Origin of the sequence: Hymenobacter montanus (genome assembly GCF_014699115.1) — a bacterium.
GTDB lineage: Bacteria > Bacteroidota > Bacteroidia > Cytophagales > Hymenobacteraceae > Hymenobacter > Hymenobacter montanus.
Genome location: NZ_JACXAD010000013.1, coordinates 1 through 14,551 on the forward strand (window position 1 = coordinate 1; position 14,551 = coordinate 14,551).

At 55.6% G+C, this 14,551-nt stretch carries 13 protein-coding genes and 1 tRNA gene; 2 read left to right on the forward strand and 12 right to left on the reverse strand.

Annotated features, from left to right (window positions below):
• Positions 1–650: 650 nt before the first annotated feature.
• The 9 genes from IC235_RS12490 to rpmH all read right to left on the reverse strand — a co-directional run bounded on the left by IC235_RS12490 (position 651) and on the right by rpmH (position 9,307).
• On the reverse strand, positions 651–1,826 hold the full coding sequence (locus IC235_RS12490) for a serine hydrolase (RefSeq protein WP_191005519.1): 1,176 nt from the start codon (positions 1,824–1,826) through the stop codon (positions 651–653).
• A gap of 249 nt (positions 1,827–2,075) precedes the next feature.
• Positions 2,076–3,221, reverse strand: a complete 1,146-nt coding sequence (locus tag IC235_RS12495) for a hypothetical protein (RefSeq protein ID WP_191005520.1) — start codon at positions 3,219–3,221, stop codon at positions 2,076–2,078.
• Between the two features lie 197 nt (positions 3,222–3,418).
• Positions 3,419–4,747, reverse strand: a complete 1,329-nt coding sequence (locus IC235_RS12500; protein ID WP_191005521.1) for an APC family permease — start codon at positions 4,745–4,747, stop codon at positions 3,419–3,421.
• 140 nt (positions 4,748–4,887) lie between these two features.
• Positions 4,888–5,415 carry a DUF2480 family protein gene (locus IC235_RS12505; protein ID WP_191005522.1) on the reverse strand — a complete coding sequence of 176 codons (528 nt, stop codon included), beginning with the start codon at positions 5,413–5,415 and terminating at the stop codon, positions 4,888–4,890.
• A gap of 78 nt (positions 5,416–5,493) precedes the next feature.
• Positions 5,494–6,186 (reverse strand): tRNA (adenosine(37)-N6)-threonylcarbamoyltransferase complex dimerization subunit type 1 TsaB, encoded by a 693-nt coding sequence (tsaB, locus tag IC235_RS12510; protein WP_191005523.1) that lies wholly within the window; start codon positions 6,184–6,186, stop codon positions 5,494–5,496.
• 111 nt (positions 6,187–6,297) lie between these two features.
• Positions 6,298–6,819, reverse strand: a complete 522-nt coding sequence (locus tag IC235_RS12515) for a coiled-coil domain-containing protein (RefSeq protein WP_191005524.1) — start codon at positions 6,817–6,819, stop codon at positions 6,298–6,300.
• A 106-nt stretch (positions 6,820–6,925) separates the two neighbouring features.
• A complete protein-coding gene (locus IC235_RS12520; protein WP_191005525.1) occupies positions 6,926–8,620 on the reverse strand; it encodes a S41 family peptidase in 1,695 nt (564 codons plus the stop codon).
• A 25-nt stretch (positions 8,621–8,645) separates the two neighbouring features.
• Positions 8,646–9,086 carry a ribonuclease P protein component gene (locus IC235_RS12525; RefSeq protein ID WP_191005526.1) on the reverse strand — a complete coding sequence of 147 codons (441 nt, stop codon included), beginning with the start codon at positions 9,084–9,086 and terminating at the stop codon, positions 8,646–8,648.
• Between the two features lie 62 nt (positions 9,087–9,148).
• Positions 9,149–9,307, reverse strand: a complete 159-nt coding sequence (gene rpmH / locus IC235_RS12530; protein ID WP_046246180.1) for a 50S ribosomal protein L34 — start codon at positions 9,305–9,307, stop codon at positions 9,149–9,151.
• 136 nt (positions 9,308–9,443) lie between these two features.
• Here rpmH and IC235_RS12535 point away from each other — a divergent pair, with 136 nt between their 5' ends.
• Positions 9,444–11,177 (forward strand): M61 family metallopeptidase, encoded by a 1,734-nt coding sequence (locus tag IC235_RS12535; RefSeq protein WP_191005527.1) that lies wholly within the window; start codon positions 9,444–9,446, stop codon positions 11,175–11,177.
• 253 nt (positions 11,178–11,430) lie between these two features.
• Here IC235_RS12535 and IC235_RS12540 read toward each other — a convergent pair whose 3' ends face one another.
• The 3 genes from IC235_RS12540 to IC235_RS12550 all read right to left on the reverse strand — a co-directional run bounded on the left by IC235_RS12540 (position 11,431) and on the right by IC235_RS12550 (position 12,986).
• Positions 11,431–11,721, reverse strand: a complete 291-nt coding sequence (locus tag IC235_RS12540; RefSeq protein ID WP_191005528.1) for a hypothetical protein — start codon at positions 11,719–11,721, stop codon at positions 11,431–11,433.
• A gap of 94 nt (positions 11,722–11,815) precedes the next feature.
• The gene (locus IC235_RS12545) at positions 11,816–12,760 is read right to left on the reverse strand and encodes a PfkB family carbohydrate kinase (RefSeq protein WP_191005529.1); all 945 of its coding nucleotides are present in this window, start codon (positions 12,758–12,760) and stop codon (positions 11,816–11,818) included.
• A 152-nt stretch (positions 12,761–12,912) separates the two neighbouring features.
• Positions 12,913–12,986 (reverse strand) — tRNA-His (locus IC235_RS12550).
• 149 nt (positions 12,987–13,135) lie between these two features.
• Between IC235_RS12550 and IC235_RS12555 the strand changes: the two genes are divergently transcribed.
• Positions 13,136–14,548: a DEAD/DEAH box helicase gene (locus tag IC235_RS12555; RefSeq protein WP_191005530.1), complete on the forward strand. Its 1,413-nt coding sequence runs from the start codon at positions 13,136–13,138 to the stop codon at positions 14,546–14,548.
• Positions 14,549–14,551 lie beyond the last annotated feature (3 nt).

Consider the following 14,551-nt stretch of genomic DNA (forward strand, 5'->3'; position numbering starts at 1 on the left):
CCGTGGCTTCCCGTAGAAAGCCACGTCTTACCTGTTGTCTTTTCCAGTCATTCAAAGAACGTGCGTCGGCCCCTGTTAGGCCAACCTTGTGACTACTCCCGTAATCAGTCTTGTGCTACTTGCTTCCCTGCTATTCATGCCTTCTCGCTCCTCTTTTGAAGCCGGGGTCAACAACGGCAAACAGCCTATTGTTGGTTCCCCTGCCGCAACGTTTCTGGCTCCGTTTGAGCCCCTGTTGCGATTGGGAGTGCAAAGGTACTTACAATTTTTGATTTGTCAAGCTTCTTCAGATTTTTTCTCTCTTTTCAAATCCCTGTTTTCAAGCAGGGCTGCAAAGCTACGGCGATTTTCTTAGTTTTTGCAAGTCTTCAAAAAAGAATTTTTCTTTTGGACTTTCTCTAGGCAGCACGAGGGGTAAGACAATCAAACCATTCGTGAAGTTCCGCGTCTTTTCAACTTCCTCGGAGAGCTTTTGCTTTTGAAGCAACCAATGTCCATTTGACGATTTGGGATTGCAAAACTACTAGTTTTTTCTCTCCTGGAAAAGCGCTGCGCAAAGATTTTGGCTGCTCAGGCAGGTAGCAAGTACCTGTCTCGTGTATACCATATTGTAGACCAGCATCTTAATACGGCCAGCATTTTCAGAATTTTTAACGGATTGGTTCGGGAGCAAAGAACTCCGCTAGGTTAGGGCGAAACTGACGAGCACGCTGAGTCTCGTATTGCTGGATTAAACGGCCAAGTTGAGCCAAGAAGGGTAAGCCAATGGAGGCATACTCGTAAGCCCCGTCGTTGATGATGCCGTCCTTGTTAACGTACAGGACCGCGCTGAGCATGAATTCCGACTGGTGCAGAGAGTCGGCGAAGTAGGCAACATCGGCGAGGTAGCCGTGGGACATGCCTACTATATTATAGATGCGGAGGCTGGCTTGGTAAGGAAGCTTAGGATCCCGGCCGTAGTAGAGATATTTCTTGTAAGCGTCGAAATACTGAGCGGGTGCATACGGACGGAAGCCAGACTGATGTGGGGTGGCGTGGAGGTACCACCGGAGGAAAGCATAATCGGAAGACGTGAGGTTGAACCGCCGGCTTGCCGAGACAGAGGAAGGAAACAGGATACTTTGGAGCACCGCGGTGACGTCCGCCAAGGGCAGGTGATTGGCAGTCGTAAAGTCATATGGCCTGCGAATAACCCGGCGACCAACCTGGTAGGCCTGTCCTTTAAGAACGCGCCCTAGCGGACTGGTATAAGGAACGGCATTGTATTGGGCTGCTTGTTTATATAAGGTATCGCCTTGGATGGTGTGAAAACTGATGGGATTCGTGTAGCGGTTAGCGTTGGTGTCGCAGGGAGCAAAGCGGCGGGTAATACGGGCATTGGGATAGCCAAGCTGGGCGAGTCGGTCGTTGAGTGGGCGTTGACCAAGAAATTCATAGAGCCGATTGTAGGCGAGGTTGTCGCTGACCAACAGCATGCGCTTGATGTAGTTGCCAACGGTAGCCGCCTGGTCGGAATCGGCTGGGGCGGCGAAGCGGACCGGGGTCTGGCAGCGCCAAGCAGTACCAGTAGCCATAATGGTGCGGCGGTGCACACCCGGCTTATTAAGCTTGTTAAGCTTTTCGAGGGAGAGCGCTACAACGGGCAGCTTAACTAAACTAGCGGGGTTGAAATATTGGCCAGGGTTGAGCTGGTAGGTGTGAGGGATGAAGGAGGGACGGTTTTGCGCGTCGCGGTTAATCTGGGTGTAAATGATTTGGAGCTCGTATTCCGGGTTGGTGGCAATGCGGGTCAGTTCAGGGCTAGTATGAATCAGGGAGTCAAGCAAAGGGGAATCATTGAGCATTGCCCTCCCCTTCCTGCCCTCCAGGCGATCACCATCAAGAAGTCGGTGGAGGATAGGTAGCAGCTGGTGAGCCCCCGCCGCTAAAGAGGTTATCCCGATTATTGCGGCTACTCTAATCGCGTAATAGTGTAGGGGCGAGAATAGTGAGTGCGGTTTCATGACGGATAGAAAATAGAAAGGGTCATGGTGTTGCCACCACGACCCTGTATATCAGGTAGTTTATGGCAGAAGCTAATTGGCCAGGGGGATCAGACGCTGAGCTAAGAGCAGGTTGGAATCGGTTTGACGCCAGTTGTAGCCGGTGCCAAAGGGCAAGGGCTTGGGAGGATGCAGAGAATCAGTGTAAGCCCTGGTAAGGTCAGCCTGGTAGTGGTTGGCAAAAAGCGGGATGGGACGTTTATACGTGCCATAGTAATTGAATTTCCAGGCTCCTTTTTGGAAGAACTTCATGGCGATGCCTGAATCATCTTGCAGGACGTAGCGGCTACGACGCAATACTAAACGGCGGACTTCGCTGAAGTATGATTTATGCATCAGATACGTAGCCGACTTAACGTAGGTGGTAAGCGGACCAAGAGCGCGCACAAACGCAAGTGGCGCGGGCTTGGCGCGCAGACCTTGATTACTGAGGTCGGTGGAGAAATAGTAAACGGTTTTAGGCTGACCATCGGGGCCGCGTAGCTTCATCTCAACCCCGAGAACGGGCTTAGAGGCATCAACCTGAGTGGTATCAGCGGTCCGGTCGGTCAGTTGACCGGTGGCATCGAGCTGCACGGGGCGGATGGCGATGATTTGATTGCCGGTACGAACGGCAAAGAGCATCATCAAGGGGAGCGCCCCGTTGAGTTCCATAGACTTCAAATCGACGGCCATGTCGTTGGTGCGAAAGAAGCTAAAGTTGAGCACCGACCACAGGGAGGTTTTGACGGTCGAGAACAGCTTCGGATTCGCCAGCGAGGTTCGGGTGGGGATGCTCCCGACGGGCTCTAAGCCCATCAGCACGTAGGTCTGGCTGGTGGGGAACATCGTGAAGACGTTCAGAAAATCAGGACCACTAAAAGGGTAAAAGATGGTGGGGCTGCTGCGGTGAACGGAATCGAGTTCGGTGCGGGCCCATTTGGTCATGCGCGTGGTGTGCGTAGCGCGGTACTTAGCCCAGCTCCTATCCTGGTCTTTGGCGAAAGCTTTCCAGGCCGGCTTCGTCGCCAGGGCTAATAAATCGCTGTGGCTACTGGGGCGCAATCCGCTCAGGAAAGCGGCCACGTCTTGAGCACGGGTTGTATCGGGGGCGGTAAGGAGCTTGGCGTTGGCGGCTGACGGAGCCGACTTGGTGGAGTCTCGCTTGGTGGAATCGATGGCAGCGGCAGTAGCAGCCATCGATTCTTGCTTGCCGGCAGTTGCCCGGGAACCTGTTTCCGTTTTGGTGGTCGATTCCGTACAAGCAGCTAGCAAGAGCAAAGCACCCGGTAAAAACCGGAGCGCAACGGTGCGAAAGTACATGTTGTATAACAGTAGTTAAACGGTAAGTCCCAATGATTAGGCCTGCCAATGAGGCTGCAAGTTACAGCCGCGCTTCAACCTTGGACAATTGGCGCGGTACGGGTGGAGCGCGTGGTCAGAAAATACACCAGTAATCCGGCGCCCAGAGTAGCCAGGCCGTAAAGCGACTCGGTTGGCTTATCCCGCAGAATGAAAGTCAGCGTCCACCCGCTCAGGCCCAGAAAAACAAGTGGGGTGAATGGGTACCCCCACGCACGGTATGGGCGCAGCAGATGGGGTTGGCGCCACCGAAGAATAAACAGGCCCAGCACGGTCAGGAACGTAAACAAATTCAGTACGAATCCGGCGTAGACCAATACTTCCTTGAAGCTGGGCTTTAGCACAAAGGCTAACGTAATAGCCGTTTGCAGCAAAAGCGCGCGTACGGGGATGCCAGCCCGACTACGGCCAGCCAGCCAACGCAAGGCCGGGATGTCCTCTCCCATTGTTTGCACGATCCGGGGCCCCGCAAAAACCATCGAACTAACCGTAGAAACGAGCAGGGCGGCAATGATGCCCCCCATTAACCGACCGCCAAGGGGACCGAACAGGGAAGTAGCGGCCACGAAGCCAACTTCGACCTGGCCACTCAACCCAGCGAGCGGGGTGGAGCGAAGGAATACGTAGTTGAGCCCCACATATAATAGGAGTACGACCGCGGTACCGACCAACAAGATGCGAGAAAGATTGCGCTTGGGATCTTCAATTTCGCCGGTGAGATAAACCGCAGCATTCCAACCGGAGTAAGCGTAGCTCACATAAACCAGCGATACGGCAAAAGCAGGGCTGAGCAAGGCTTGCCAACCCGCCGCATCAGGCGCGAAGCGCAGCGGCTGCGCCTCCCCTACTATCATGCCAGCCCCAATAAAAACAACCAGTACGCCCACTTTTACCGCGGTAATGACAACCTGCAATCGACTACCGGCGCGGGTACTGCTACCGTGCACCAGGGTTAAGATGAGGACGACCGCTATCGAGAGGCTGGTGGGGTGCAGAGTTGGCCAAAGGCTTTTCGCGTATTCGCCCAGCGCTAGCGCAGCCAAGGCGGTAGGTGCGGCGAAGCCCACTGTAGCCGATACCCAACCCGATAGAAACCCCAGGGCAGGATGGTAAATCTGGCTTAAGTAATGGTACTCGCCGCCCGAGCGGGGCATGGCCGCGGCTAGCTCACCGTAACAAACGGCTCCGCACAGCGCAATCAGGCCGCCTACTAGCCACAGCATGAGCAAAGCAAAGCCACTTTGGATGCCCAGCACCTGAAACCCCAGGCTAGTGAAAACGCCCGTGCCCACCATATTGGCAACGACAATAGCCGTACCCGTGAGAAAATTGATTTTGTAGGGCGCGTTAAGCGAGGAGGGCATACAGAAGAACTTGATTCCCCAAAGATGCGGGCATTCGGGGATATTGCCGGGCAGACAGTCTCAAAAAAAGCTTGACATTATCCTAGTGCCTTTGAGTGGGCCTTCGCCTTCTACCCATTTTTACGAACAGAGACCTTGGATTAACCGGCCCCAGTGCTCACTTTAGGCTTTTTGTAGAGCGGCACGGTACTACACGGCTCGCCATACATGATGCTACTGGCAATGGGGAGCAGCTTCTGCATGATGGCCACGTAGGCATAGGTAGGCACGGGTACATTGCCGCAGCCTTTTACCACTACCTTGGCGTCGCGGTACTCTTCGGCCTCGATACCAGCAATGGCCTCCTGAAACAGGGCTTGCTCCAGAGCCGCCAAATCGCCGAATACGTAGCGGTAGGCGTGGTTCTGAAGTTTAGTGGCAAGTAGCATATAGGCCCAGGTGGGCACAATAGCATCAGTGGAGCAGATGATGGCCACATTCTTACCATCGTACTGCGCCCAGTCGTGGGTTTTGATAAACTCGCGGAAATCCTTCTCGCGCAGGACAAGGCCGTGGAAGAGGTTGTCTTTGATGTCGTACACCACGCGCTCGCCGGGATGAATAAGATCTTCCAGGTTGAGGGTAACGAGGCCACTGTTAGCCACACGATTAACAAAGGGAAGTTCCATAGGATGCATCGCCAAGCTTCTGCTTAATATTAGGTTGTTAACAATACAGCCAACCGGGCCGCAAAGCCAAACCTTCGTCTATTGCTTGGGCGTCGTGGTGTAGACTTCTTTTAAATAAAAAGGCTCGTAATAAGCCACATCCTGAAATTCTTGCTGGTGGTACGCTGCAACGGCCAACGCCCCTACTGCTACCGCCGAAGGCTCAATACCCGTCAGGAAGCCCGCATTGGGCTGCTCCCCGAGCAGTGGCTGAAACTTTGCCGCGCCATGGCCAAAGAATAAAACGGAATGGTGGGCCAATTGTTCGGCCAAGGTATTCGCATCAAGAATAAGTGGCGTAGGGGCCAGCACTTCTTGTCCGTCGTGGCTATAAAGAGCAGCGTATACTTCCATTCGCCGGGCATCCAGCATGGGGCAAAAGAGGAAGTTTTCGGGCCAGGCAGTACCAGCCGCTACCTGGGCGGCCAAGGCACGTAGTGTGCCTATTGCTATTAAAGGGATATCAAGCGCGAAACATAGGCCCTTTGCCGCCGCGCCGCCGATGCGCAGGCCGGTATAAGAACCGGGCCCATCACTTACCGCTACGGCGCTGAGGTCGGTTATGGCATAGCCGGTGTTTTCGAGCAGTTGGTCGATTATTACCGTGAGGTGCGTAGAGTGCGATTTGTCGAGCCGGAGCTCGGATTGACCAAGCAGGGAGCCGTCGGCTATTCGGTGCAGGGCTACCGAACAGACCCGCGACGAGGTTTCGAGGGAGAGCAGTATAGACAAGTGTTTTTCGTTAAGCAAGCGAATTTACGGCATTTGCCGTTGGCCTTGCCGCTTCACTTAAGATATTTTCCCTCTTGGCCCCAACTACATAAGAGGAATTGCCTACCTATACTATTTGCTCTCACCAAGCAGATTAAGAATGCGGTCGAGTTTAGTATCCACAACCTTGGCCTGCGTGTTCAAGACGTCAATCTTGGCATCGGTAGCCGCTATCCTAGTATCGATATTTGATATCCTGGCATCAGTAGCCGCTATTCTTGTATCGATATTTGATATCCTGGCATCAGTAGCCGCTATTCTCGTATCAATAGCTGCTACGGTAGTGTCAATAGCCGCTACCTTGCTATCAATAGCTGCTACTATAGTGTCAATAGCAGTTACCTTAGTATCGATAGCTGATACCCTAGCATCAGTAGCTGCTACTTTGGTATCAATGGCGGCGACCTTGGTATCAATAGCCACTACCTTGTCCTTCACGTCCACCAACTCATTCAACAAGAATTGAATATTGCTGCTTTGCTGTGTTACAATATTCACTAACTGAGTTAGCTGAACAGTATGACGATCTGCAACTGCCAGGGTTTGGGAAACGAGCGGCTCAAGTTGGTCAAGGCGTTGGTCAGCAGTCATCATTGGAAAGGAAGATTTTAAGGATATTTGGTAGCTAGCACCAACATCTAATACACTATTCCCTAGCAACTCCTGCTACTGAATAGTCATCTCCTTATAAGGGCAATAACTACTTTGTGTTCATCGACTTCCGTGCACTCGCGGCCTGCCCGCTCGGTTTCAGCAACGCGGCGTAGCGGTTGGGGTCGTTCAGCACCGCCACGGCGGCGAGGATGTTGGGGTCGTCGTCGAAACCCGCTTCCGTTCGACCTTTCTCGAAGTAGTAGCGCGACACGATTTCCTGCTCCAGCAGCTCTTTGATCTCCGGCTTAAAGCGCTGCAAGTCGTTGGCTTTATTTACCGTCACTTTCTTGCGGATGGTTTCGAGTTCCAGCTTCACGTCGTCGTAGTGCTTCTCTTCTCTCACCTTCTTGCTGAGCTCGGCGAGCGCTTTTTCAGCGTCGGTGCTGTAGCTGAGATTCTTACTCTGGAGAAAGTTAACAAACTTCTGATACTCGGCGTCGGACAGCTTGAACTGACGAGCGGGCGCAATGGTGGCGTGCTCGGCGCGGTAGCGGGTGGCGTAGTCGAACAGGTAGCTTTTCTGGAGCAGAATGCGGGTAATGTCCGCGATTTCACGATCCTGCACCTCAATGTCCGGGGCTACGCCGCCGCCGTCGTATACCGTACGGCCCGCGGTGGTTTTGAAAGCCGTGCGTAAGGAATCTGGGAATTTACCCAGAGAGCCATCTTCGGCACGGTGGGCGTAGTCGATTTCCTGGATGCAGCGACCACTGGGAATGTAGTACTTGGCGGTCGTCACCTTTAGCTGGGAGTTATAGCTAAGTGGGCGGGTAGCTTGCACGAGGCCTTTGCCGAAGGTGCGCTCGCCCACCAGCACAGCCCGGTCGTAGTCCTGCAACACGCCCGATACGATCTCCGAAGCCGAAGCCGAGCGGTTGGAAGTGATAATGGCAATTGGAATCTGGGTATCGAGGGGCTGGTCGAGGGCCTTGTAGGTTTTGTTCCACTCCGTGACTTTACCCCTGGTGCTGACTACATCCAGCCCTTTGTCGATGAAAAGATTGGAAATATTAACGGCCTCGTTCAGCAGGCCGCCGGGATTGTCGCGGATGTCGAACACGATTTTCTTGGCGCCCTGCTCCTTAAGCTTGTTAACGGCCGCGCGCACTTCCCGCCCCGCGTCGACCGTGAAGCCCCCGAGCTGGAAGTAGCCGACATCGCCGGAAATCATGCCGGTATAGGGCACGTTGTCGACCTGAATTTTATCGCGGGTGATGTCGATTTGCACGGGCTTGTCCTGCCCATAGCGGGTCACTAACAGCCTCACCACCGAGTTGGCCTGGCCCTTAAGCAGCTTGCTAATGTCGCCGTTGCTCTTCTTATCAACTACTACGCCGTTGATGTCGAGGATTTCATCACCGGGGAGCAGGCCCGCCTTTTGGGCCGGGTAGCCTTCGTAGGCACTCTGAACTACGGTCTTGCCGTTGCGTTTCACTACCGAGGCCCCAATGCCGCCGTATTGGCCGGTCGTCATGGTGCGGAAGTCCTCAATGTCGTCCTCCGGGATATAGTTGGTGTAAGGATCCAGTGAGCGCAACATGGCGTCGATGCCCGTCTTCACCAGCTTGGCGGGCGTGATTTCGTCCACGTAGTAAGTATTCACTTCCTTGAACAGCGTGGCGAAAATGTCCAGGTTTTTAGCGATTTCAAAATAACGCTCGTTGTCAGAAGAAGCTCGGAAAGACACCAAGCCTAGTGCGCCAACGGTTAGGGTAACGAGTAATTTTTTGCGGATAGTCATATAAAATAAGTAGAGGTAGGCTAATTTACGTGGGAGGAAGCAAACGAGATGCTTCACCTGTTGTATTTAATAAACGATAGAGAGCGGAAATTAGTCTTTTTTCCACCAAACCCAGTGGACTTTTTTCTTTACCCGTGAAGATAATACCAAGAAGGGCTACTTGATGCCCGGTAGGGTGCTCCAACAACCGATATTTATTAAGCCGGTACGCCTCCCGGATCAGGCGCTTGAGGCGATTCCGGTCGACTGCCCGCTTAAAAGTGCGCTTACTGACGCTGATAAGCACCTGCGGCGGCGCAGCCGTGGGCGCCGGGCTCGCAACCCAAACAATGCGCAGGGGGTAAACGCCAAAAGAGGAACCCTGCTTGCTAAAAAGCTCTTCGATGAGCTTCTTGCGGCACAGGTGTTCCTCTTTCGGGAAGGTATAGCGTCTGGAGATCGGGGCTTGATGCTCGGTGCGTGGCATTGGCTTACAATAGCTCAGCTACTATTCCCAAGCATCAAGCACGAACTACTAAGCACCAACTACTAGCGCTTGTGCTTGCCTTCGTCGGAAACGGTAAGGCGCTTGCGGCCTTTGGCGCGACGACGGGCTAGCACGTTACGGCCGTTGGCGGTTTCCATGCGCAGACGGAAGCCGTGCTTGTTGACGCGCTTGCGCTTCGAAGGTTGGTAGGTGCGTTTCATCTTAAAGTTTAAAGTCTAGTTTCGAGTTGGGCCGGCAAAGGTACGGGCTTTCTCTGGAAAAGGCAAGACCCTCAGCCACTTTTACCGGCAACGGGCCCCCCGTAGTAGCTTTAGCCACTTTTACCCCGTTTTGGCGATGATTCACTACCGCGTTTCCTTCGAAAACCCCCTCACGTTTTACCTGCGCATTGAGCTAACGCTGGACGTGGCCGCGGAGGCCACCGCTCCGCTGGGGCTGCAGCTACCGGCTTGGCGCCCCGGGCGTTATGAGCTGCAGAACTTTGCCCAAAAGGTTCAGAAGGTCGAGGTGTTCGATGCGACGAACAAGCAGCCCCTCCCCTACCGCAAGCGCACCAAGGACCGCTGGGAAGTAGCCGCCGCAGCTGGTCGTACCGTGCGGGTGAGTTACAACTTCTACGCCCACCAGATGGACGCTGGCGGCTCCTGGCTCGACGAGTCGCAGCTCTACCTGAACCCCGTGCAGGCCCTGATGTACGTTGAGGACCGCCAGCAGGAGGCCTGCCAACTAACGCTGGCGCTTCCCGAGGGTTGGCAGCTAGCTTGCGGCCTGCAGCAAACCGCCCCCAACGTGCTGGCCGCCGAGAATTTCGACCAGCTGGCTGATTCACCGCTCATTGCCAGCCCCACGCTGGTGCATCAGCAATACGAGGCCGGCGGCTTGCCTTTTCACATCTGGGTGCAGGGGGAGGCTGAGCTTAGCTGGCCGCCGATTCTGGCCGATTTCAAGGCGTTTTCGGATGAGCAATTACAGCTGTTTGGGGGATTCCCAGTGGCCGACTACCACTTTCTGAACCAGTTTTTGCTCTACAAGCACTACCATGGGGTGGAACACCACAACTCGACGGTGATTACCCTGGGGCCAGCCGAGCAGATTATGAGCGAAGACTTATATAAGGAGTTGTTGGGGATAAGCTGCCACGAGTTGTTCCACACCTGGAACATCAAGAGCATCCGACCGGCCGAGATGCAGCCGTACGATTACAGCCGGGAGAACTATTTCCGTACCTGTTTCATTGCTGAAGGCATCACGACGTACTACGGCGAATACCTCCTGGCCCGCAGCCGGGTGCGGACGCCCGCTCAGTATTTTGAGGAACTCAACACAGTGCTGCGCAAGCACTTTGACGATGCCGGCCACGAGAACCTCTCGCTAGCCGATGCCTCCATGGACCTCTGGCTGGACGGCTACAAGCCGGGCGTGCCCGACCGCAAGGTATCGGTGTACCACAAGGGGGCACTGGTAGCGCTGATTCTGGACTTAACGCTGCGTCAGCTCTCGGGCCACGCCCGCAGCCTCGACGATGTGATGCGGCGGCTGTACGAGGAGTTCGGGAAAACGGGTATCGGCTACACCGAAGCCGACTACATCCGGTTAGTTAACGAGGTGGCCGGACGCGACATGCACCTGTACTTCGACAAGTTTATCTACGGCACCGCCCCACTTACCGAACCTTTGGATAAGGTGCTGCACACGGTGGGCTGCCAGCTACTAGTGGCCGAAAGCAGCACGGCTTCGGAGGGGCTGTTTGGTTTCCGCACGGTGGTGAAAAACGAACGAACGGAAGTCAGCGCCATTTGGCCCGGCTCGCCGGCCGCGACGGTGCTGACCATTGACGACGAAGTTGTGGCCGTGAATGGCCGGCGGGTCGTTACCAACCTGCAATCCTTGCTCAACCAGGGCGAGCCAACCTATGAGTTGAGTGTTTTTCGCCAGAACCGGCTGCTCACGGTGAATCTGGTAGCCGTACCGAATGTCAGCTTTGGGCATCGGTACACGGTGGATAAGCTGGCAACGGCCGACCCGGCTCAGCAGGAGGGATTCCGCAAGTGGCTGAGGTGGGAATTCTAACCGAATAGCCGATAAGGCATTGGGTGGCTAGCGGCTTATTACTGAGAGGCCGCTCTTCAGCCCCATTGACGATCCCGGCCAATGGTTAGGTTCACCAGGGTGGGTAGCGAGCTACTGGACTTCGTCAGCCAAACACCAGGGAGGAGTTATTCTACTAAAGAGCCAGGAGCAAATGTGGTCAGTCAGCATCCGGCTAAAAAAGCAAGCCCCGACTAACTGGAGTTAGTCGGGGCTTGCTTTTTAGTCAGTTATGTTAGTTGGCTCGGCTACCAGGGCCTTTCTGGCTTCTGTCAACCGACATGGGGCTGTTGCCTTGCGGGTTGCTACGCGGCTTGTTGGCCTGAGTATGGCGCACCTCGTTGAAGTTGCCACCGGGGGTGTTGTTCTTGGTGTCGTTACCCTGCTGGGTAATGTGGCTCTGGTTCACGTTCTGGTTGGTCGCCGATTTTACCTTGGGCGTGGCCGTCTTTTTATGATGCTCATTCTCAAAGGGCACCACCGAAGGCTGCTCGTCGGTAGGGATGGAATTTTTCTTGAGAGTCATGGCGTGGAAGGCAAAAGTGGAAGATGTTTCCTTTTACCCATCTGGCCCGCAAAGAGTTGTCCTTTTCCACCGCTGGCCGCGCCTTTGTACCCGCTTAAGTGGCTGGCACGTTGGCTACGGCCCCAACCGGCATCACTTTCACCAGCTCAGCGAACTGGGCTTCGCGGGCTTCCACTTCTTCGTCTGTGAGGTTAAGGAGGCGCTCAGTGCCGAACTTCTCGACGCAGAACGAAGCCATCGCCGAGCCGTGGATGACGGCGCGCTTCATGTTTTCGAAGCTGATGTCGTCGGTAGCGGCAAGGTGGCCGATGAAGCCGCCCGCGAACGTGTCGCCCGCGCCGGTGGGGTCAAATACTTCTTCCAGGGGCAGGGCCGGGGCGTAGAACACCTTGTTCTTGTGAAAGAGCAGGGCGCCGTGCTCGCCTTTTTTGATGATGAGAAACTTCGGGCCCATGCCCATAATTTTCCGGGCGGCCTTCACCAGCGAGTACTCGCCGCTGAGCTGGCGGGCTTCTTCGTCGTTGATGCTGAGCACGTCGACCATCTCGATAGTTGCAATCAGCTCTTCCAGCGCAATGTCCATCCAGAAATTCATGGTGTCCATCACAATCAGCTTGGGCCGGTTGATGAGCCGCTGGATGACGAGGCGCTGGACCTGCGGCGCCAGGTTGCCGAGCATCAGGTACTTGCAGTCCTGGTAGCTATCGGGGATGATGGGGTCGAAGTCGGCCAGCACGTTCAGCTCCGTGACGAGGGTTTCGCGGGAGTTGAGGTCCTGCGAGTACTTGCCCGACCAGAAAAACGACTTCTCGCCCGGCTTGATCTGCAGGCCTTCTACGTCCACGCCGTGCTTTTCGAGCAACTGGATGTCGGACTGCGGAAAGTCTTCGCCCACGACGGCCACCAATTTCACGGGCGTGCCCGAGTAAGAAGCCGAAAGGCTGATAAACGTAGCGGCCCCGCCGATGATTTTGTCGGTTTTGCCGTAGGGCGTTTCGATGGCGTCGAATGCGACGCTGCCGATGACGAGAAGACTCATGTAGCTAATGGTTAGGGTACTGGCGAAATATAGTAGGCGGTTGCGGAACAAATGGCAGCTTAGTTGTAGCCAATTGCGGCCCGCAATCCGGGCCACAACGTTCGGCAATTAAAAAAAAAGTCCCCGGAAGTTTCCGGGGACTTTTCTGGATGGGTAAATAATGGGGCTCGAACCCACGACCTTCGGAATCACAATCCGACGCTCTAACCAGCTGAGCTATATCTACCGTGTTTGTTTTTGGTGGGGCAAAGATAGAAAAAGAAGCCGAAACCGACAAAAAAAGTTCGGAATCGGGCCGGACGTGCCACGGGCTTGGCCCGACGGGCTTCTTGCGATAGGGTGACGCCCCCGCTGCAAAAAGCCGACCTTTGCCGGATGGAACCCAACTTCACCCCATCGTTCAACGATTTTAAGCTCAACAAACAACTGCTCACGGCGGTGGCCGAAGCGGGCTTCACCCAGCCCACGCCGGTGCAGCAGCAAACCATCCCGCTCCTGCTGGCCGGGCACGACGTGCTGGGCATTGCCCAAACCGGCACGGGCAAAACGGCCGCCTTCGGCCTGCCCCTGCTGATGAAGGTGAAATACGCGCAGGGCACCAACCCGCGGGCTCTGGTGCTGGCCCCCACCCGCGAGCTGGCCATTCAGATTGAGAACCACTTAAAGGCCTTGGCGGTGAACACCGACCTGCGAATTTTCGCCATCTACGGGGGCCTGGGGCCGAAGACGCAGATTGAAACCATTGCCCAGGGCGTGGATGTGCTCATTGCCACCCCGGGCCGGCTGCTGGAGATTTACCTGAAGGGCGACTTGGTGCTGCGGGATTTAAAAACGCTGGTGCTGGACGAGGCCGACAAAATGATGGATATGGGTTTCATGCCCCAGATTCGCCGCATTTTAGAGGTGATTCCCCGCAAGCGGCAGAACGTGCTGTTCTCGGCCACCATGCCGGAGCGGGTGACGCTCCTGAGCGAGGAGTTCCTGGAGTTTCCGGTTCGGGTCGAAGTGAGCCCGCCGGCCCAAACGGCCTCCACGGTAGCGCAGACCCTGTACGAAGTGCCCAACCTGCTCACCAAAATCAACCTGCTGCACTTTCTGCTGCACCGCGACGCCGAAACCATGACGCGGGTGCTGCTCTTCACCCGCACCAAGGAGCACGCCGACCAGGTCGCGCACTTTCTGGAGCGCAAGGCCCCCGTTGGCGAGGTGCGCGTAATTCACGGCAACAAGGGTCAGAACGCCCGCATGAACAGCATGGATGCTTTTCGGGCCGGCGAAGTGCGCTACCTCGTGGCAACCGACGTGGCGGCGCGGGGCATCGACGTGCCGCAGGTAAGCCACGTCATCAACTTCGACGTGCCCATCGTGCACGACGACTACGTGCACCGCATCGGGCGCACGGGCCGGGCCCAGCACACCGGGGCGGCCATCACCTTCGCCAATGAGGCCGAAATGGTGCACATCGGGGAGATTGAGGCGCTCATCAACCAGCAGATTGAGGTGCTCCCGCTGCCGGCTGAAGTGCCGGTTGCGGAAACCCCATTCGAGGAGCAGCAGAAGATGAGCCGCGAACTCGACGAGCGCCGCAAAAAGCTGGACCCTACCTTTCAGGGGGCTTTCCACGAGAAGAAAGAATGGATTAAGCCCGGCGTGACCATTGACAAGCGCACCGGCAAGCCCTTCGTCGAAGGACGAAAAAAAAGCACCAAGGGCGCCAAAGCCAACGTGGGCAAGAAGGGCGGCTCCGCCCCCGGCGTGAAGGCTATCAAAGCCCGCAAGCGGCGTTAGGTG